We start from the raw sequence: 19,236 nt of genomic DNA, 5'->3' as shown, positions 1-19,236 counted from the left end.
TCCTCAGGCGGAATCCCTGTTTTGCCGGCCCTTGAGCAGGCAGGATTCTTCAATCGTTTTAACCAGTTCCCGGGCCAGCTGTTCCGGTGTCCCGCAGAACGAGGTGCAGCCGGTGGCCGCCACCGAGTCCGGCATGGAGCTGTTACCGCAACTGCCGCTTTCCTGTACCCAGATCTTGCTGCCGTAGGCTTTCAGCATCGGCGCCGCGATCGCGCCGTCGTTGCCCATGCCGGAGAACAGGATAGCATGGCAGCGCGCCCCGAAATGATCGGCCACGTTCAGCAGAACCTGGTCGATGGACGGTCCGTAGGGGCCCGGCCAGGGCCGGTCCGTTTCGCTGAGTGCGCCGCTCTCGTCGAGGGTCCACTCCCGCTCCACGGGCATCAGCACCACATCCCCGTTACGCACCCGATAGCCGGGCTCCGCCCGGGTCAGCTGGTAATGGGCGTGGCGGCCAAGTACCCGGGTGAGTACCTCGGTGAAGTTGCCGTCAATGTGCTGGGCGTAAACAAAACCCACCGGCAGGCCCGCCGGCAGGTGATCGAGAAACGTCTTGATGGCGGCCGGCCCACCCAGCGATGCCCCGAGAATCCAGATATCCTCGGCAATGGAGCCCGGGGCGGCCGGGGTAATCCAGTGCGGCAGCGACGGTGACCGGGCCTCGGTCGGGCGCTGTTCCGCCAGTTCTTCCAGGGCGGCTTCGCTGTCCAGTTCTTCCAAGTGCCCCAGTTGCTGCTCCAGTTTGCCCAGCAGCCGGCGTTCCCAGCGAAAATAATCGGTGGTGCCGGGCTTGGGGGCCGGGTCCAGCCCGAACAGCACCGGCGCTTCGGTATTTTCCAGCAGGTGGTCGAACAGTACCGGGTGATCCGCCTCGTCTTCCAGGGTGATCAGCCAGAGGTTCGCTTGCGGAAATTCCGGGTAGACCTGCAACCGCTCCGGATCACCGGAGAAGCACACCTCCAGGCCGAACCGGGTCGTGGCGGCCTGCAGACGATGCCGCTGCAGCACAATATCCGACACGATCCCGACCCTGAGCCGGCCCGGAAGGCCGGTCATCACTGATTACCGGTCAGCCGGGAAATGGTGTCCAGCAGCTCGGTTTCCTGGAACGGCTTGCCGAGGTACTCGTTCACCCCGATGGCCAGTGCCCGCTCGCGGTGTTTCTCCCCGGTACGCGAGGTGATCATGCAGATGGGCGTATCCCGCAGGTTGTCATCGTGGCGCACAAAGCTCGCCACTTCGAAACCATCCATCCGCGGCATCTCGATATCCAGCAGGATGATATCCGGCTTGTGATCCTGCAGCTGTGCCACCGCGTCCAGACCGTCTTTGGCGGTGACCACCTCCATGCCGTTGCGTTCCAGCAGGCGGGAGGTCACCTTGCGCACGGTGACCGAATCATCCACCACCATCACGATGGTCGCCCGCTCCTCGTAGCGGGCGGATTCCCGTGCCTGCTCGAGGCTGGCCAGACGCTGGCGCTCGGACAGAATGTCGGAACGGATCATCGCCGGCAGGTCCAGGATCACCACCACATTACCGTCACCCAGAATGGTGGCGCCGGACACGCCCCGCACCGAGCTGAACTGCGGCCCGAGGGATTTCACCACGATCTCCCGGCTGCCCATCAGGTTGTCCACCTGCAGGGCCATGGGCTGCTCCGCCCCGCGAACCAGAATAACCGGCAGGGGCAGGGCCTGCCCCTGCAATTTCGGATGGTGGTCGCTGTTCAGCAGGCTGCCCAGGTACTGCAGGCGGTACTGCTGACCGGCGTACTCGTACATCGGCGCGTCGGGCTTGTAGTATTCCTCGAGTTCGTAGGTGCTGACCCGCACGATCCCTTCAATGGTGTTCAGCGGGATGGCGTAGAAGTCCTCGCCGGTGGACACCATCAATGCCCGGTTCACCGAAACGGTGAAGGGCAGCCGCACGGTAAAGGTGGTGCCTTTGCCGACGGTGGAGTCGATGTCGAGGCTGCCGCCGAGCTGTTTGATCTCGCTTGCGACCACATCCATGCCCACACCACGGCCGGAAATCTGGGTCACCTGCTGGGCGGTGGAGAAGCCCGGCTGCAGGATGAACTGCAGGATCTCCCGCTCGCTCAGGTCTTCGTCCGCCGATAGCATACCCTGGCGGATTGCCTTGTCGCGGATGACGCTGGAGGGAATGCCGGCGCCGTCGTCGATCATTCGCAGCACCACGTCACCGCCTTCGCGGGTCAGTGACAGGGTAACCTCACCGGTGTCCGGTTTTCCGGATTTCTTGCGATCGGCCGGGGTTTCAATGCCGTGGTCGAGGGCGTTGCGCAGCATATGCTCCAGCGGGGCGATCATCCGCTCGAGGATGTTGCGATCCATTTCCCCTTCCGGGTTACGGACATCGAACTCCACCTTCTTGCCCAGCTCGCCGCTGATCTGGCGAACAATCCGGCGCAGGCGCGGCACCATGGACGAGAACGGAATCATCCGGGTCTTCATCAGACCTTCCTGGAGTTCCGTGTTGATGCGGGACTGCTGCACCAGCAGCGTTTCCGTATCCCGCACCCGGTCTGCCAGGGTTTCCCGCAGGTCGGCAAGGTCAGAGGAGGATTCCGTCAACGCCCGCGACAGCTGCTGGATGGATGAGTAGCGGTCCATTTCCAGCGGGTCGAAATCGTCGCCGTAGTCCGGGCCGTGTTCTTTCTCGGCGCGGAACAGGATCTGGGTTTCGGTTTCAATTTCCATGCGGCGTAACTGCTCTCGCAGACGCTCGATGGTGGCGGCCATTTCGTCCAGCGTATGGCTGAAATCACTGCTTTGCTGTTCCAGACGGCCACGGGTGATACTGGTTTCACCCGCCAGGTTGACCAGCTCATCAAGCAGCGGCGCCGACACCCGGATGGTTTCCTGGGCGGCGCGCTGGGCCTCGGCCGCCTTGTTGCGGGGCTTGGCCACGGCTTTCTTGGGTTGTGGCGCCGGTGTGGGCTCCGGTTTCTTCGCCACGGGGACCGGTGCTTCCGCGCTTGGCTCGGGTGTCGGAGCCGGCGCCGGGGACTCTTTGGCCGGCAGCGGCTCGCCCTGTTCGGCGCGCTGGCGGATGTCGTTGACCAGCGCGACAATGCCGTCGTGGTCAGCGGTGATGGTCTGCCAGGTGGCCTCATCCGGCGCGTTGCCGCCCAGATCGATCAGCCGGGTCTCAAACCCGTGGGCCTTGTCGCCGAGCTCGCGCAGCTGAGACAGGCGCGCGCCGCCCTTGAGGGTATGCAGTGCGCGCTGGGCTTCCTGATTGAAGTGATGGTTGGCCGGCTCCTTACGCCAGTCATCCAGCAACTGCTCAAGCTGGTCCAGAATCTCGCCAGCTTCCTCGAGGAAGATTTCAAGAACCTCGGGGTCCACCTCGGCGTCGTCAGTCTCTGAAGCGGCAGTCTCTTGAGCGTCGTCCTGACCAGCCTGGTGGGCGTCGCGGAACTGGCGCAGCAGTTCCGGGTCGGCGGCGGGTTTACCACCTTCCTCCAGAGCGTTCAGCATGACTTTCAGGGCGGCCAGCGCGCGGTCACTGAGGGCCAGCAGTATGGTCTGGTTACTGGTGCCGCTGATCAGCGGGTCCAGCGCATCGGACCAGGCTTCCGCCAGATCGGCGATGGCATCCACGTCGGACAGCCGCGCGCCACCTTTCAGCGTGTGCAGTTCCTGCTGCAGCTGGGTGACACCGGTAAGCTCATCGGGTTCCTCGCGCCACTGGGCCAGGCACTCGCTGATGGCGGCCTGAATCTCCAGCCCTTCGTCCAGGAAGATGCCGATCAGTTCGTCGTCACTGGCTTCCGGAATGGCGTCGGCCATGCTGGCGGGGGTATTCGTGTCGTCGTCGGTCTCCGACGCTGGTGATACGTCGGCCTGCTCGGGCAGGTTGTCCGGCTCGGCCGTATCGGACTGCTCCGGCTCGGGCAGGGGTTTTCCGGCCAGGATGGCCTTGACCCTGACCACCAGCTCGTCTGCGGGCGGGCAGGGGCGCTGTGTCGCAACCTGTTCCACCATCTGTGCCAGGCGATCGTGGCAGGCGAACAGCAGATCGTTCATGGCGTCGCTGGCGGCCAGCTGACCTTCCGCCACTTTCTCGAACAGATCTTCCAGCACGTGGGTGAGGTCGCCAATGGCGTCCACGCCGGCCATGCGCGCACCGCCCTTGAGGGTGTGAACGTCGCGCTGGAGTTCCGCGGCCACCTCGCGGTTGGCGGGGTCTTCACTCCAGGTATGGAGCGCGCTGCCGGTGGAGTTGATCAGGTCGTAGGCTTCTTCCAGGAAGATGCCGACCAGCTCCGGATCGAGGTGGGACAGGTCGGTGGCCTGCAACTCCTCGTCCGCCTCGGTCTGATCGGCGTTGTCGGTGTCGTCCGTTGCCGGCGCCTCTTCCATGTCCGGCAGCGGCAAGGCATCGTCATCCGCCTCGGGTTCCGGGGCGCTGACATCGGTCACCGGACGGGTTCCGGTGGCGCTGTCCATATACTGATGGATTTCGCCAATCAGATCCGGTGCCGGCCGCGGGGTTTCCTGTGCCTCGAGAGCGTCAACCATACCGGCCAGGCGATCGTGGCAGCGGAACAGCAGGTCCGACAGTGCCTCGGTGATCGACAGCCGTTGTTCGGTAAGGCCTTCAAACAGGGTTTCCAGCTCGTGGGACAGATCCCCCACCGCCGGTATGTCGGCTAGCCGCGCGCCGCCTTTAAGGGTATGCAGGTCCCGTTGCAGAAGTCTCAGCAGGTCAAGATTGTCGGTACTCTCGCTCCAGCTCTGCAGCGTTTCTGCGGAACTGTTGATCAGGTCGCGGGCTTCCTCGAGGAAGATTTCCGCCAGTTCCTGATCCATGTCGTCGTCGCTGTCAGCGGCTTCGTCGGCGGGTTCAGCCGCGGCAGCCTCGACAGGTTCTTCCGCTTCGAGGGTCGGCAGCTCGGCTTCGTCCATGTCGAAGCTGAGATCAATCTCTTCCAGATCGCCGGTGAATTCCTGTTCGAATGGGTCGGGTTCGGCCGGCAGATCCGCGGCGGTGTTACCGCTGAGAGCCTCGAGCTCGGCGATCAACGCATCGCCGGATTCCGTCGCCAGCCCGGCAGCCACCTGATCCATCATATTGATCAGCTGTTCGTGGGCGGCCCGAACGGCGGCGAAGAAGCCATCGTCCGGGGCGCCGCCGCTGGCGGCGGCGCGGTCATAGGTTTGCGACAGCGCGGCGGACAGCCCGGCCACATCGGCAAGCCCGGCGTCTCTTGCGCCGGCGGTCAGTTGCTGCAGCTCGGCGCGCAGGGTTTCCACCGCTGAGGTGTCGGAAGGATTGGCCGCCCAGTTATCAAGAATCCGGTCGGCATCCAGCAGGATGTCCAGCCCTTCATTGAGGAACAGCTGCACCAGCTGCGGTGCCGACGGCTGGCTGGCACGGGTATCATCGACGCTGGCGTGGGTGCGCAGAGTGTCGGCGGCTATCCGGTCCAGACGCTCAAGGTAATCGTCGGTTCCCGCCAGCGGGGCTTGCGGGTCGCGTCGGAGCTGGCCCAGGCCCTGGGTCAGGAACTCGCAGGCGTCGGCGATAAGGCCGGTGACGTCGCGATCGGCCCGTTTGTTCTGGGCGCGGGCTTCTTTGACGAAGCGCTCCAGCGGCGTGATAACCGTGGCAATGGGCGCGATTCCGGCGGTGTGAGCACTGCCCTTGAGGGTGTGCAGCGCCCTTGAGAGATCGTCGGTATAGGCCACCGAGGCCTTGTCGCCGGCATTCTCCAGGAACGCCTGCAGGGTCTGCAGATGGGTCTCGGCTTCACTCTCAAAAATATCCAGAAGTACCGGATCAACGCAGCTGTCGTCAGACTCCAGGTCGACCGCTTCCGGTACATCCGCCTGCTCCGGCACCGGGGTGTCTGTGGCCTCGGACGCGGGCATGCTGGCGGCGTCCGGGATTTCACCGCTGGCCAGGGCATGGGCGCGGGCTTCCAGCGCCGCCGTGTCGAGGCTCGGGGCGCGGCGTTTTTCAAAGTCTTCGACCAGCGCCGGCAACACGGCGGTGACATCGTCCAGCAGGCTGGCAATGTCGTCATTCATAAAGATGCTGCCGTCAATCACACGGTTCAGCATATTTTCCACGGACCACGCCAGTTCACCGACAATCAGCGCGCCCACCATGCGCCCGCTGCCCTTGAGGGTGTGGAACGCGCGCCGGACTTCCGACAGCGCGGTGCGGTCGTCATGCTGGCGCAGCAGCATCGGCAGGTATTCGCGGATGGTGTCCAGAACCTCGCCGGCTTCCTCGATAAAGATTTCGAGGATCTCGTCGTCAATGAGGTCGTCATCGTCTGCCGCGCTGGCTTCGTCGGTGGCCACCGGTGCTTCGGCGGCGGGTTCGTCGTCTTCGGCACTGACCGCAGCAGGCTGATCGCCATCGGCCTTGCGGGTGGTGGACATGGCTTCCGCGCGCTCAATCAACTGTGCCACATCGCCGCCGGTCTGGCCGTCACGGAACTCGCCAATCAGTGACGGCAGGCGGGCATTCACGTCGTCAATCAGGGCGAACAGGTCATCGTTCGGTTTGATGGTCTGGTCGATCACCCGGTTCAGCAGGTTCTCCACCGACCAGGCCAGTTCACCAATGCTGGCTGCACCCACCAGACGGCCACTGCCTTTGAGGGTATGGAAGGCACGACGGACTTCGGTCAGCGCTTCGCGGTCGTCGTGATTCTGGCGCAGGCGAGGGTAGAACTCGTGGATGGTCTCAAGAACCTCTTCCGCCTCTTCCACGAAAATGCCAAGGATTTCATCGTCCAGCAGTTCCTGGTCCGACCCCTTGGCCTCGGAGGCCACGGGCTGATCCTCGAGCACCGGAACTTCGCTGTCGACCACCGGGATATCGTCTTCGCCTGGCTGCTGCCAGGTTGGCTCTGCGCCCACCGGGAAGCCCAGTGAGGCCAGGCTCTCTTCCGCCACATGGAGGATACTGTCGTTGTCGCTGATGCCCTCGGCCAGACGCTCCAGGTAGTACTCAATGCTGGTGACGGCGTCGGCCAGCGTATCCAGTTGTTTCCAGTCCGGTACCTGACGGCCACCCAGCAGCACGTCGGTAATGTAGCGTTCTGCCGAGCCGAGCATGTCGGCGACCCGGTCCAGGGGAATCAGGCTGAGGCCGCCGCGGATACTGTGCAGCAAGCCCGGCACGTGTTCGATTTCCCGCACATCCCACTGGGAAGCAATGAAATTCACGATGGCGGTTTTGACCTGCTCCAGGGTGTTGCGGGATTCCCGCAGCAGCGCGCCACTGGCTTCGCCCAGTTCGCGGCCGCCCAGATTGATGGTCTGCTCACCGTCGGCGGAATCGCCGGCTTCCTGGTAACGGTCACTGTCCAGCCCCGCCAGGCTGGCTTCCACATAGAGCAGCGCGCCGGCGATATCCATCAGCGTGCCGTCGTCGACGGCGTCAGCCTGTGCCGACAGCCGCTCCACCAGATCGATCTGCTCGTTCACTACCTTGCGGGGAATGCCCAGGCCCAGCACCGCCAGGGTGTTGGCAACCTGTTTCAGACCCGGCAGCAGGTCTTTCAATTCGTCGTTCTGGCGCAGCTCGGCCCGTACGAACAGATCCAGCTGATCCTTGAGCTTGGCCAGTTCCTCGTTGAGCGCGCTGACCACCGAATGAATGGCCTCCCGTCCGGGGCCGGAGACCCGGGTGCGGGCGGCGTCGACATCGTCTTCGGACGGCAGCGCCTGGTCCAGCTGATAGCGCTTGCGCAGTTCGGTCACACGGGGCGTATCCAGGTCACGGGCACGGGCCACGTAATACAACAGGTGCTTGAGCATGGCCTCGGGTACGGCCTGCTGCAGAATGTCGACGTGCTCGTCGGTAAGCCGACGGATTTCCGCGTCCAGCTCCCGCAGCAGGGATTTCACCGCGGTATTGACCGGATTGGCGTGCTGTTGCAGGGTCTCGACGAAAGCGCCGGCGGCCTTCCACAGCTCACCCCGGGGGGTGTTCTGGCACAGGCGGATCAGCCGCTGGATGACCTTCTGCATGTAATCGAAATGGGCGTCCAGATCGGCCTCGCGTACCACGCCGGCGAGGGCGAACTGGTACATCTGCCGCAGCTTGCGGATGTGGCCGAGCACCTTGGGGGCCTGCAACCGCTGCGACGCATTGGCCGCGGCGCGCTGGCGCGAGGGCGCCAGATCGGGTTTGAACAGGGAGGTGTCGGACAGCAGGGCTTCACCACGCGCGGCGCGCAGGTCGTTGAGCAGCGGCAGCAGTACCATCGGGAAATCGTCCTTGCTGCTGGCAAGGTGTTCCAGGTACTGGGGCAACTGCAGGATGGCCTGCATCAGCACTTCAACGGCATCGTCCACGCTGGCGACGGACTCGTTCAGTACCGCCTGGGTGAGCTTCTCCATTTCTTCGGTCAGCAGGGCAGCGCCATACAACTCCACCATCTGCAGGGTGCCATGCACCTGATGGAGGTAGTTCAGGCAGAAGCGCAGCCGCGCGGTATCGTCGCGATTCTCGACATACGCTTCCAGTGCCTGCTGACCCTGGGTCAGCGTGTCCTGTATTTCGCCGCGAACCCAGTCCAGGGCGATGCTGTCATGGTGATTGCCCATAACCACTCCGGTTATTCTTCGTCAGTCTGGCGTTTGATCCACGCCAGCACATGTTCCGAGGGGACTCTCTGTAACCCCGGAGGCTGCCAGTCGGTCAGCTCTCCCTGGCCCAGAACCAGCAACCCCCCGGGCGCCAGCCTCTCTGCAAGTCGCTTTACGATTTCCCGCCGGCGCCAGCGCCGGAAATAAATCAGCAGATTCTGGCAGAAGATAATATTCATGCCGTGCATGGGGGCCTGATTCAGGTCCAGCACATTCAGTCTGGTGAAGCACACCCGATCACGGATGCCTTCGACCATTTCCACGGAATTCCGCTCCGCCGGCCGGAAGTACCGGGCCTTGAGTTCGTCGTTCATGCCCGCCAGTTTGCGGGGATTGAACAGCCCCTTCTGGGCTTTCTCAATGGCGGGTTTGCTGATGTCCGATCCGGTCACGCCAAACAGCGGCGGCAGTTCGAGCTGATTCATGCACTCGTTCAGTACCATCGCCAGCGTGTAGGGCTCTTCTCCGGTGGAGCACCCGACGCTCCAGACTTCCATGGGCCGCTTTTTCAGTTGCTCCCGAGGCCGGGTAAGCACAAAGTCCGAAACGAACCGGAAGGCGTCCGGATCCCGGAAGAACCGGGTTTCCTGAACGGTCAGGCGGTCAACCAGGGTCGCCCATTCCACAATGGCGTCAGGCCCGGAGACAATTTTCTCGTAATAGGCCTGATAACTGCTGCAGCCGATTTCCCGCATGCGGATCCCGAGGTTGGTTTCGAGAAACGAGCGGCGACCGGAGGACAGCGTGATCCCGGTTCGGTGCTCCAGCAGTGTTTGCCACTGGCTGAACTGCGCCTCATCCATGTCAGGAAGTCGGCGCAGGGACCAGATGCCCTCGGCAGTTGACAGGTCGTTGCGTGTTTCAGCCATAAACCGTCAGTCGCCTTGGAAGTTCGATCAGCCCACCACCGGGACGTCGCTGTCTTCCTCTTCGTGCTGTTCGGCACCGTCTTCTTCCGCCAGGGTGAAGCCGGCAACGGAAGACCGCAGCTCGGACGCCATTTCTGCCAGGTTCCCGATCGACTTCGCGGTCGCGTTGGTACCGGACGACGTCTGGGAGGTGATTTCCTGGATAACGTTCATCGTGTTGGAGATGTGCGCCGCAGACGACGACTGCTGACGCGCGGCGTTGGAGATGTTCTGGATCAGTTCCGCCAGAGACATGGATACGTTCTCGATTTCCTCGAGCGCGATACCCGCGTCCTGTGCCAAGCGAGCACCACGGACCACCTCGGCGGTGGTGTGTTCCATGGAGATAACCGCTTCGTTGGTGTCCGACTGGATCGTCTTAACCAGCGCTTCAATCTGCTTGGTTGCTGCAGAAGAACGTTCCGCAAGGCGCTGAACTTCGTCGGCAACCACCGCGAAGCCCCGGCCCGCGTCACCGGCCATGGAGGCCTGGATCGCGGCGTTCAGGGACAGGATGTTGGTCTGGTCGGCGATGTCGTTGATCAGCGATACGATGTCACCGATTTCCTGGGAAGACTCACCCAGACGCTTGATCCGCTTGGAAGTTTCCTGGATCTGCTCACGGATGTTGTCCATGCCGCGGATGGTGTTCTGTACCACTTCCGCGCCTTTCTTGGCGATCGCAACCGACCGCTCGGCAACCGCGGAGGATTCGGCGGCGTTGGAGGATACCTGGTCGATGGACACCGCCATCTCGTTCACCGCGGCAGAGGCGCCGGCGATTTCCTGGGCCTGGTGCTCGGAAGCGTCCGCCAGGTGCATGGCCGTGGCCTGGGTTTCTTGGGCCGCCGATGCTACCCGTACCGCCGTACCACGAATCGCCTGTACCAGTCCGCGCATCTGGTCGATCGCGTAGTTGATGGAGTCGGCGATGGCACCGGTGAAGTCCTCGGTAACCGTGGCCTCGGTGGTCAGGTCACCATCCGCCAGGTCGGCCAGTTCGTCCAGCAGTCGCAGGATCGCGTTCTGGTTCTGCTCGTTCTGTTCCTGCGTGGTTGCCAGTCGCTCCTGGGCTTCGCGGTACAGCACCACACCGATCAGGACAACAATACCCACCATGCCGGCGAGGATGATGAAGGCCAGGGTCGGGCCGATCAGGCGGGAGCCGGCCTGCCCGGTAAACTGATTGGCCAGGACCGAGAGGTCGTCCAGCAGGATCTGGGAGTTCTGGAAAATGTCAGAAGCGGCGGTACGTACCTTGAAGAGGTCGGGAGAAGCTTCAAGGATGGCATCGACGTTCTGGGAAACGAATTCGAACAGTTCGCCAACCGCTTCCAGGCCGTAGATGGCGTCTTCGTCATCCACGCGGGAGATGCCCATGGCCGGGTTGCCTTCCATCTGGCCCTGCAGAACGCGACCAAACAGGCTGGCGTCGCGGCCGAAGCGGTCAGCCGCGATAACCGCATCTTCGTCACCGGACAGTACGTTGTTGACGGAACGCACGATACGCTCGGCCAGCAGTGACTGACGCTGGGCCAGTGCCACCTGTTCCGCCGGCGCGCCGTTGTCCAGCAGGATCTGTACGATATCGTCGTACTCGACCTGCAGCTGCGGGATGGTTTCGTTCAGGGTGCGCGCCACTTCGTGCAGGCCAAGCACCGCGTCGCGGGTGGACAGGATGCTGTCGGCGTTGTCACGAACCGCGTTCCAGTTCGCCTGAACACTGCTTTCCTGGGCAATCTCGCTGGGAGGCAGGCCGGTTTCCGGGTTACCGTCCACCACGTACGACCACAGCTGCTGGAACTCGTCACGGGAACGACGCAACTGGTCGAAGGCCTCGGCGGTACCACCGGCGGCTTCGGTCGCGTTCTTGGCGATTTCCTGTGACAGCACCCTCAGCTCGGAGGCGTGGGCGATGTATTCCTGGTCGTTCTGGCTGTCCTTGTTGATTATGAACAGAACCACAACAAGCAGGACGGTGAGTGCAATCAGTGCGGCAATCAGGCCGGCAACAAGCTTGTTGCCTCCCTGTCCCATACTGAATCTTCCGGCTGTGTTTTTCATTTTCTGGCTCCCGGCCTTTTCATTATATTGGCAAGTTTGCTTCTGCGGGCTTTGGCAGCAGGGATGATGCTCCTGCCATTGTCATCATCCTTACCACTGCGCGACATCCAGAAACCGCTCGTCGTCCACCAGATCGGCGGCGGAGAACACTTTCCAGACTTCTTCGTTCCGTTCATAACCGCCATTCACGAACGGTTGAACGCTGCCAGGGACACCTTCGGGCGACGCCACGAAGGTGTCCCTGGCGAAATACTGCATACCGGACACGCTGTCGACGACCAGTCCGCTGAATACGTCACCCTGTTCCACCACCAGTACCCGGCGCTCACGCAGGCTGCGTGAAGAGCGGGGAATGTCGAAAAAAGCGGCGAGGTCAACGAGGGGGAGGAGGCGGCCACGCACGTTGGCGGCGCCCATCATGAACGGCTGAACCCCCGGAATATGGGTAAACCGGGGAACATGGAGAATTTCAGTGACTTCACCCATGGGCGCCACGTAGCGCTCGCCCGCCAGAACGAAACCGATGCCGTTCCAAAGCTCAACGGCTTCCTGTTGCTCCGGCAGACCGGCCGCCATGGACCGGCTGCGCTGGGCGATATCCGTCAGAACGGCAAAAGGGGCGGCCTGGGCGGACATGCTTACTCCACGGTTGGGGATCAGGCAATCAGACTGTTAATGGTCTTGATCAGATCATCTTCGTTGACGGGCTTGACCAGATAGCCTTTGGCGCCCTGACGGGTACCCCAGACACGGTCAGTTTCCTGATCCTTGGTGGTCACGATAACCACGGGGATAGAGGCGGTTTCCGGCGCGCGGGTGAGCTGCCGGGTGGCCTGAAAGCCGTTCAGGCCGGGCATGACTACGTCCATCAGCACCAGGTCCGGAGTTTCGGCGCGGGCTTTGGCGACACCGTCAGCACCGTTATCAGCAGTCAGAATTTCGTGCTGGTGCTTTTCCAGAATGGTGGAGATTTTCTTAACCTCGGTGGGGGAGTCATCAACAATCAGAATGCGGGCCATGATTTCCTCAATGTTTCTTTACTTCGGCAGATTTACTGTTCCGCTTGGGGAACGTACTGGCGGATGGTGTTGAGTAGCTCGTCCTTGCTGAACGGTTTGGTCAGGTACTGGTCGGAACCGACGATACGGCCCTTGGCTTTATCGAACAGACCGTCTTTGCTGGAGAGCATAATAACCGGCGTCTTTTTGAAAGAGGAATTGTTCTTGATCAGTGCGCAGGTCTGATAGCCGTCCAGGCGTGGCATCATGATATCGACAAAAATGATGTCCGGCTGGGAATCGGCGATTTTCGCCAGAGCGTCAAAGCCGTCAGTTGCGGTGATGACCTCACAGCCGACCTTTTTCAGAAGGGTTTCAGCGGTGCGACGAATGGTCTTGCTGTCGTCGATCACCATAATCTTCAGATTCTCGAAGTTGTCATCCATTGTCCAACTGCCTTGCGCTCTGCGACTGTCATTATTTTAAACCGGGGTTTTAACACAAACCCCAAGGTTGTTCTATAAAACCCGCTCATTTATAGAGGATCGATCGCCGGATAAAAAGTACTACTTTGTGACCAAATGTACTTCTGCCCGCAAAATCACGTTACACACAGTGGATTTCTCCGGATGCATTCAAAGCTCGGGTACAATACCATCTGTGGTCACAGCATAGCACTTTCTATGTCCTGCACTCTGCTGACCGGTTCGTGTTTTTCAACCCTGGAGCACAAGACGCCTTATGACAGTCCGACTCGGGATCGTGATGGACCCCATCGAGAAGATCCACTTCAAGAAAGACAGCTCGCTGGCGATGTTGCTGGCGGCGCAACAGCGCGGCTGGGAAATTGAATACATGGAGCTGCCGGACATGTACCTGAAGGGCGGTCAGGCGCGCGCCCACACCCGCGACCTGACGGTGCACCTGGATCCGGAAAACTGGTACGCCTTCGGCGCTTCCCAGGATCGGGCGTTGGGAGATCTCGACGTCATCCTGATGCGCCAGGACCCGCCGGTGGACCGTGAATTCCTGATGGCCACCTTCATTCTGGAGGCGGCGGAGCAACAGGGCGCGCTGGTGGTGAACCCGGCCGCCACCCTGCGGGACTGCAACGAGAAGCTGTTTGCCACCCAGTTCGAGGATCTCACGCCGCCGCTGATTGTCACTCGCTCCTCCGCCCGTTTCCGCGAGTTCTACGCCGAGCACGGCGACGTCATCATGAAACCGGTGGACGGTATGGGCGGCCGCTCGATTTTCCGTATCAAGGAAAACGACGCCAACCTGGGAGTGATCATCGAAACCCTGACCCAGCACGGCGCCCACCAGGCGATGGCGCAGAAGTTCATCCCGGAAATCAGCGACGGCGACAAACGCATCCTGCTGATCGACGGCGAACCGGTGCCTTACGCGCTGGCCCGAATTCCCTCCCACGGTGAGAACCGCGGCAACCTGGCGGCCGGCGGTCGCGGTGAAGGTCGCGAACTGACCGCCCGGGACCGCGAAATCTGCGAGCGCGTGGCACCGGTCATCCGGGAAAAGGGCCTGATCTTTGTCGGGCTGGATGTCATTGGCGATTATCTGACCGAAATCAACGTCACCAGCCCCACCTGCATTCGTGAACTGGATTCGGCGTTCGGCATCGACATTGCCGGTCAGCTGATGGACGCCATCGAGAAGCGGTTGAAGTAACCATGGCAGGTCAGGTCAGCGATTTCGATCGGTTCTCCTTCACGCTGTTCATGGCGTTGGCGGTGCACGCGGTGGTGGTGCTGGGTATTACTTTTGCGCCGGAATCCCCGCAGTCGTCGGCGCAGACCATGGAAATCACCCTGTCCCAGTTTGACGACGAGACCGATCCGGAAGAGGCGGATTTTCTCGCCCAGACCAGCCAGCAGGGCAGCGGGACGCTGGAAGAGGCGCAGGAAATGACCTCGCCCCAGCCCACCGACGTCAGCCAGCCGGAGATCGCCGAGGTGCAGCCGGAGACGCCGTCCCGTACCGAACCGGTCACCCGCCAGGAGCAGGTGGTGGTACAGACCGAGAGCGACAGCCGCCGGCAGGTGCGTCAGCCGGAAAGCGCCGAGGAAACCACCGAAGAACCCTTGCCGGTGCGTGAGAAAAAGAGTCTGATGGAGCGTAGCCTGGAGATTGCCAGTCTGGAGGCGCGGTTTGATGCCCAGCGCCGGGCCTACGCCAAGAAACCGCGGGTGATGCGGGTAACCGCCGCCTCCACCCTGGCGTCAAGCAACGCCTGGTACGTGCAGAACTGGATCAGCAAGGTGACCCGGGTGGGTAACATCAATTACCCCACGGAAGCCCGGCGGGCCGGCATTTACGGCACGCTCAGAATGCTGGTTTCCCTGAAGAAGGATGGCACAATCAAGGAAGTGGCCATCCTGCAGTCGTCCGGAAGCACCGTGCTGGACGATGCGGCCATCCGCATCGTTCGCATGGCATCGCCGTTTGCGCCCTTCCCGGACGACATGCGGGATGACGTGGATGAACTGGAAATCATTCGAACCTGGTCTTTCCAGCGGCGGGGGCTGACATCAGGATGACGGCATCGAAACACTCTCCCCACAGCTTGCGACACCACTTTCTGGTGGCGTCGCCCTATCTTGAGGACCCGCGCTTCCACGGCGCGGTGATCTACCTGTGCGAGCATTCCGACGACGGCGCGCTGGGGTTGATGATCAACCAGCCGCTGGACATTCACCTGGGCGAAATCCTGGAACAGCTGGATATGGACGGTGGCGAACTTGACCTGCCGGTGTTCAGCGGCGGCCCGGTGCAGCCCGAGCGCGGCTTCGTGTTGCACAACCCCGGCACCAGCTGGCACAACACCGCGCAGGTGAACGACGATGTCATGCTAACCACCTCGCGGGATATTCTCGAAGGCATTGGCGGCGGTGAGGGCCCGCAGGAATTTCTGGTCGCCCTCGGCTATTCCGGCTGGGGCGAGGGGCAACTGGAAGACGAGCTGGGCAGTAACTCCTGGCTCACCTGTCCGGCCACCACCGACATCCTGTTCCGCACCCCCTGGGAGGACCGCTACAAGGCGGTACTGACCTTGATCGGTATCGATCTGAACCAGCTGAGCGAGTCCATCGGCCATGCCTGAGGCGGCGAACCAGCGGGTGATGGCGTTCGATTTCGGCACCCGCCGCATCGGCGTGGCCACCGGCCAGCAGATGCTCGGCACCGGCCAGCCCCAGGCCATGATACCTGCCCGTGATGGTATCCCCGACTGGGAGGTGATCGGCCAGTTGCTGGCGGAATGGCAGCCCGATCTGGTGGTGGTCGGACTGCCGCTGAATATGGACGACAGCGAGAACGACATGTGCGCCCGCGCCCGCAAATTCGGCAAGCGGCTGCACGGCCGCTTCCACGTGCCGGTAGAGATGGTGGATGAACGGCTGACCAGCTTCGAAGCCAAGGGTGAGGTAATGGCCAGCGGCGGCAGCCGTGACTTCGGCCGCCATGGCGTAGACGACCGCGCCGCCGTTCTGATTCTGGAAACCTGGTTTCGCCAACAGTGAGGAAATAAATGACCGCATTGCTTGATATGAACCGGCTGTTGGACGAGCTTGAAGCCGGTCTGCGTGAGATTCTTGCCGACCGCGGCGTGACGTCGCCGGCGCTGATTGGTATCCGCACCGGCGGGGTGTGGCTGGCAGACGTGATGCGCAAGCGTCTGGGGCTGGAGGAGCCGTTCGGCGAGCTGGACATCTCGTTCTATCGGGACGACTTCAGCCGCATTGGCCTGAACCCGAAAGTGAAGCCGTCCAGCCTGCCGTTCAGCACCGAGGATCGCGACATCATCCTGATCGACGACGTGATCATGAGCGGGCGCACCATTCGCGCTGCGATGAACGAGATCTTCGATTACGGTCGCCCGGCCAGTATCATTCTCGCCACCCTGGTTGACCTTGGCGCACGGGAGTTGCCGATCCAGCCGGATGTGGTGGGCAAGGTGCTCACGCTGGAAAGTCATCAGCGGGTGAAGCTCCGTGGTCCCGATCCGCTCCACATCGAGCTGCAGGAAACCGGGCAGTAACACCATCAGGCAAACAGGCGACCCATGACTGTAAACCAAGCATCCAACCGATCCCTGCAGCTGACCGCGGATGGTCAGCTGCGTCACTTTCTCACCCTCGATGGCCTCGACCGCGCCCTGCTGACGGACATTCTCGACACCGCCGATTCGTTCATCGAAGTGGGTGAGCGCAGCATCAAGAAAGTGCCACTGTTGCGGGGGCGCACGGTGGTGAACCTGTTTTTCGAATCCAGCACCCGCACCCGCAGCACGTTCGAGTTGGCGGCCAAGCGGTTGTCGGCGGATGTGCTGAATCTGGACATCAATACCTCCGCCACCTCCAAGGGCGAATCCCTGTCCGACACCCTGCTCAATCTCGAAGCCATGGCCAGCGACATGTTCGTGGTGCGCCATTCCCAGAGCGGTGCGCCGCACTTCATTGCCGAGAGCGTGACCCCGGGGGTGGCCATCATCAACGCCGGCGACGGTCGCCACGCCCACCCCACCCAGGCGATGCTCGACATGCTCACCATCCGCCAGCACAAGGGCGGCTTCGAAGGTCTGAAAGTGGCCATTGTGGGCGATGTACTGCACTCCCGCGTGGCCCGCTCCCAGATCCGCGCCCTCAACGAACTGGGTGCGGCGGAAGTGCGGGTGATTGCCCCCGGCACCTTGCTGCCCCGGGACGTGGAAAGCCTGGGCTGCACGGTGGAATACGACATGCACAAGGGCATGAAAGACCTCGACGTGGTGATCATGCTGCGGCTGCAGAAAGAACGGATGGAAGGTGCGCTGCTGCCGAGCGAGCGGGAATTCTATCGCCTCTACGGACTCAATCAGGACAAGCTGGCGTTGGCGCATCCGGAGTGCATCGTGATGCATCCGGGGCCGATCAATCGTGGGGTGGAGATCGAATCCGCGGTGGCCGACGGCCCCCAGTCGGTGATTCTGGACCAGGTCACCAATGGCATCGCCATCCGCATGGCGGTGATGTCGATGGCCATGGGCGGGCAGGTATCGGAACGTAATCAGCAACAGGCCGGGAGTAAGCAGGCGTGACAGAGTTCAACAACACCCCCGGGCAATCCCTGAAAATCATCAACGGCCGGCTGGTGCTGCCGGGCAGCGACGGGCTGACCGACGCCTCGCTGGTGGTCGCCGATGGCGTCATCACCGCCATCGGCAAGGCCGCTGAACACGCCAACGCCGCAACCACCTTTGACGCCGCCGGTGCCGTGGTGGCGCCGGGGCTGGTGGATCTGTGCTGCAACCTGCGGGAGCCCGGCAACGGCCAAAAAGGCAATATTGCCTCGGAAACCCGGGCGGCGGCGCGCGGTGGATTTACCACCGTGTGCGCCTCGCCGCAGACCTCGCCGGTCAACGACTCCGGCGCCGTCACCCATCTGATCCGCGACGTCGCCCAGGCCCGTTCACCCATCCGCGTGCTGCCGGTGGGCGCAATCACCCGGGGGCTGGAAGGGGAGTTGCTCAGTGATATGGCCGGGCTGGCCGCCGCCGGCTGTGTCGCGTTTGGTAACGGCAGCCGCGGAGTTCGCAACGCCCGCATCCTGCGTCGCTGCATGGCCTACGCCCAGACGTTCGGGCTGACGGTGATGTTCAGCCCGGAGAATCAGGCGCTGGCGGCCGACGGTTACGCCCACGATGGCCTGGTGGCCTCGCGCCTTGGCCTGTTGGGCATCCCGGAAGTCGCGGAAACCGCGGCCGTCATGGAAATGCTGTTGCTGGCGGAGGAAACCGGCGTGCGCCTGCACCTGAGCCAGCTCTCCTGTGCCCGTAGCGTGGAGATGGTGGCGGCTGCCCGTGCGCGCGGGATTACCGTGACCGCCGACGTCGCCATGCACCAGTTGCTGTTCACCGAGGATGCGCTGGCGGGTTTCGACAGCCGTTTCCACGTACGTCCGCCACTGCGGTCCGAGTCCGATCGGCAGGCGCTGGTCGCTGCCGTCCGTGACGGGGTGATCGACGCTATCGTCAGCCAGCACCAGCCCCATGACTCCGCCGCGAAACAGGCACCCCTGGGGGCCACCGAGCCGGGCCTGTCCACCATCGAGAGCACGCTGTCGATGGGGCTGTTGCTGGTAGACCGTGGTGAACTGACGCTGACCACCTTGCTGGCGGCCCTGACCAGCGGCCCGGCGGCCATCCTGGGCGAAACCGCCACCCTCAGTGAAGGTGCCGCTGCAGACCTGTGCGTGTTTGATCCGCAAGCCACCTGGACGCCGGATCAGCACTCGCTGATCTCGGCCGGTCGCCATGCGCCCTCGGCGGGGCAGGCGCTGCCGGGTGTGGTCAGGCTGACCTTGTGTAACGGCAAGGTGGCCTGGGGCGCGGAATCCCGCTGAGCCAGCCGCTGCGCCCGGAAATGCGGCAGAGGTTGCCCCGCCTCTGTCGAACCCATCACAGATTCTCACCTTTTTGCTGAAAAGCCCTTGAAGGCAGGCACCTGTGCCAACGTATTCTTGTGGGGACCGACCTAACCTCGGCCAAGGACCTCATGACGTGACAGGTGCACCCGGAAGTGACCGGCGTCTGACAATAATAATTCAGGAGTCATCCCCGTGAAATCA

General features: G+C 62.6%; 14 protein-coding genes. 7 read left to right on the top strand and 7 right to left on the bottom strand.

Annotation, left to right across the window (positions count from 1 at the left end):
• Nucleotides 1-3: 3 nt before the first annotated feature.
• The 7 genes from DYI22_RS04890 to pilG form a co-directional block, all read right to left on the bottom strand.
• A complete protein-coding gene (locus tag DYI22_RS04890) occupies nucleotides 4-1,056 on the bottom strand; it encodes a chemotaxis protein CheB (protein WP_213476925.1) in 1,053 nt (350 codons plus the stop codon).
• Nucleotides 1,056-8,600, bottom strand: coding sequence for an Hpt domain-containing protein (locus DYI22_RS04885; RefSeq protein WP_213476924.1), 7,545 nt, complete (start codon nucleotides 8,598-8,600; stop codon nucleotides 1,056-1,058). Before DYI22_RS04885 ends, DYI22_RS04890 begins: the two co-directional genes overlap by 1 nt.
• 11 nt (nucleotides 8,601-8,611) lie before the next feature.
• Complete coding sequence (locus tag DYI22_RS04880; RefSeq protein ID WP_213476923.1) at nucleotides 8,612-9,511, bottom strand: CheR family methyltransferase; 900 nt, start codon at nucleotides 9,509-9,511, stop codon at nucleotides 8,612-8,614.
• Between the two features lie 27 nt (nucleotides 9,512-9,538).
• Nucleotides 9,539-11,614, bottom strand: coding sequence for a methyl-accepting chemotaxis protein (locus DYI22_RS04875; protein WP_213476922.1), 2,076 nt, complete (start codon nucleotides 11,612-11,614; stop codon nucleotides 9,539-9,541).
• Between the two features lie 90 nt (nucleotides 11,615-11,704).
• The gene (locus DYI22_RS04870; RefSeq protein ID WP_213476921.1) at nucleotides 11,705-12,250 is read right to left on the bottom strand and encodes a chemotaxis protein CheW; all 546 of its coding nucleotides are present in this window, start codon (nucleotides 12,248-12,250) and stop codon (nucleotides 11,705-11,707) included.
• 20 nt (nucleotides 12,251-12,270) lie between these two features.
• Entirely contained in the window at nucleotides 12,271-12,633 is a 363-nt protein-coding gene (pilH, locus tag DYI22_RS04865; RefSeq protein ID WP_213476920.1) for a twitching motility response regulator PilH, read from the bottom strand.
• Nucleotides 12,634-12,665: 32 nt separating this feature from the next.
• Nucleotides 12,666-13,058, bottom strand: a complete 393-nt coding sequence (gene pilG / locus DYI22_RS04860; RefSeq protein WP_008175635.1) for a twitching motility response regulator PilG — start codon at nucleotides 13,056-13,058, stop codon at nucleotides 12,666-12,668.
• 295 nt (nucleotides 13,059-13,353) lie between these two features.
• On the opposite strand from pilG, the gene gshB reads away from it, so the two are divergent.
• The 7 genes from gshB to DYI22_RS04825 are packed head-to-tail and all read left to right on the top strand — an operon-like array spanning nucleotide 13,354 to nucleotide 19,011.
• Entirely contained in the window at nucleotides 13,354-14,301 is a 948-nt protein-coding gene (gene gshB, locus DYI22_RS04855) for a glutathione synthase (protein WP_213476919.1), read from the top strand.
• A 2-nt stretch (nucleotides 14,302-14,303) separates the two neighbouring features.
• Nucleotides 14,304-15,170, top strand: coding sequence for an energy transducer TonB (locus DYI22_RS04850; RefSeq protein WP_213476918.1), 867 nt, complete (start codon nucleotides 14,304-14,306; stop codon nucleotides 15,168-15,170).
• Nucleotides 15,167-15,733: a YqgE/AlgH family protein gene (locus tag DYI22_RS04845; protein WP_213476917.1), complete on the top strand. Its 567-nt coding sequence runs from the start codon at nucleotides 15,167-15,169 to the stop codon at nucleotides 15,731-15,733. The genes DYI22_RS04850 and DYI22_RS04845 overlap by 4 nt, the downstream gene beginning before the upstream one ends.
• Nucleotides 15,726-16,151 (top strand): Holliday junction resolvase RuvX, encoded by a 426-nt coding sequence (ruvX, locus tag DYI22_RS04840; RefSeq protein ID WP_213476916.1) that lies wholly within the window; start codon nucleotides 15,726-15,728, stop codon nucleotides 16,149-16,151. Before DYI22_RS04845 ends, ruvX begins: the two co-directional genes overlap by 8 nt.
• Nucleotides 16,152-16,159: 8 nt before the next feature.
• Nucleotides 16,160-16,669 (top strand): bifunctional pyr operon transcriptional regulator/uracil phosphoribosyltransferase PyrR, encoded by a 510-nt coding sequence (gene pyrR / locus DYI22_RS04835; protein WP_213476915.1) that lies wholly within the window; start codon nucleotides 16,160-16,162, stop codon nucleotides 16,667-16,669.
• A 24-nt stretch (nucleotides 16,670-16,693) separates the two neighbouring features.
• Nucleotides 16,694-17,707, top strand: a complete 1,014-nt coding sequence (locus tag DYI22_RS04830; protein WP_213476914.1) for an aspartate carbamoyltransferase catalytic subunit — start codon at nucleotides 16,694-16,696, stop codon at nucleotides 17,705-17,707.
• Entirely contained in the window at nucleotides 17,704-19,011 is a 1,308-nt protein-coding gene (locus tag DYI22_RS04825) for a dihydroorotase (protein ID WP_213476913.1), read from the top strand. Before DYI22_RS04830 ends, DYI22_RS04825 begins: the two co-directional genes overlap by 4 nt.
• Nucleotides 19,012-19,236 lie beyond the last annotated feature (225 nt).

Origin of the sequence: Marinobacter lipolyticus (assembly GCF_018424605.1) — a bacterium.
Classification (GTDB): domain Bacteria; phylum Pseudomonadota; class Gammaproteobacteria; order Pseudomonadales; family Oleiphilaceae; genus Marinobacter; species Marinobacter lipolyticus_B.
The sequence above is the reverse complement of the archived record's forward strand: the minus strand, read 5'-3'. Positions and strand labels throughout refer to the sequence as shown.

Excerpts from the sequence above, each read along its gene's own strand:
- DYI22_RS04890 (WP_213476925.1), bottom strand. The coding sequence starts at position 1,056 with ATGACCGGCCTTCCGGGCCGGCTCAGGGTCGGGATCGTGTCGGATATT.
- DYI22_RS04885 (WP_213476924.1), bottom strand. The coding sequence starts at position 8,600 with ATGGGCAATCACCATGACAGCATCGCCCTGGACTGGGTTCGCGGCGAA.
- DYI22_RS04880 (WP_213476923.1), bottom strand. The coding sequence starts at position 9,511 with ATGGCTGAAACACGCAACGACCTGTCAACTGCCGAGGGCATCTGGTCC.
- DYI22_RS04875 (WP_213476922.1), bottom strand. The coding sequence starts at position 11,614 with ATGAAAAACACAGCCGGAAGATTCAGTATGGGACAGGGAGGCAACAAG.
- DYI22_RS04870 (WP_213476921.1), bottom strand. The coding sequence starts at position 12,250 with ATGTCCGCCCAGGCCGCCCCTTTTGCCGTTCTGACGGATATCGCCCAG.
- pilH (WP_213476920.1), bottom strand. The coding sequence starts at position 12,633 with ATGGCCCGCATTCTGATTGTTGATGACTCCCCCACCGAGGTTAAGAAA.
- pilG (WP_008175635.1), bottom strand. The coding sequence starts at position 13,058 with ATGGATGACAACTTCGAGAATCTGAAGATTATGGTGATCGACGACAGC.
- gshB (WP_213476919.1), top strand. The coding sequence starts at position 13,354 with ATGACAGTCCGACTCGGGATCGTGATGGACCCCATCGAGAAGATCCAC.
- DYI22_RS04850 (WP_213476918.1), top strand. The coding sequence starts at position 14,304 with ATGGCAGGTCAGGTCAGCGATTTCGATCGGTTCTCCTTCACGCTGTTC.
- DYI22_RS04845 (WP_213476917.1), top strand. The coding sequence starts at position 15,167 with ATGACGGCATCGAAACACTCTCCCCACAGCTTGCGACACCACTTTCTG.
- ruvX (WP_213476916.1), top strand. The coding sequence starts at position 15,726 with ATGCCTGAGGCGGCGAACCAGCGGGTGATGGCGTTCGATTTCGGCACC.
- pyrR (WP_213476915.1), top strand. The coding sequence starts at position 16,160 with ATGACCGCATTGCTTGATATGAACCGGCTGTTGGACGAGCTTGAAGCC.
- DYI22_RS04830 (WP_213476914.1), top strand. The coding sequence starts at position 16,694 with ATGACTGTAAACCAAGCATCCAACCGATCCCTGCAGCTGACCGCGGAT.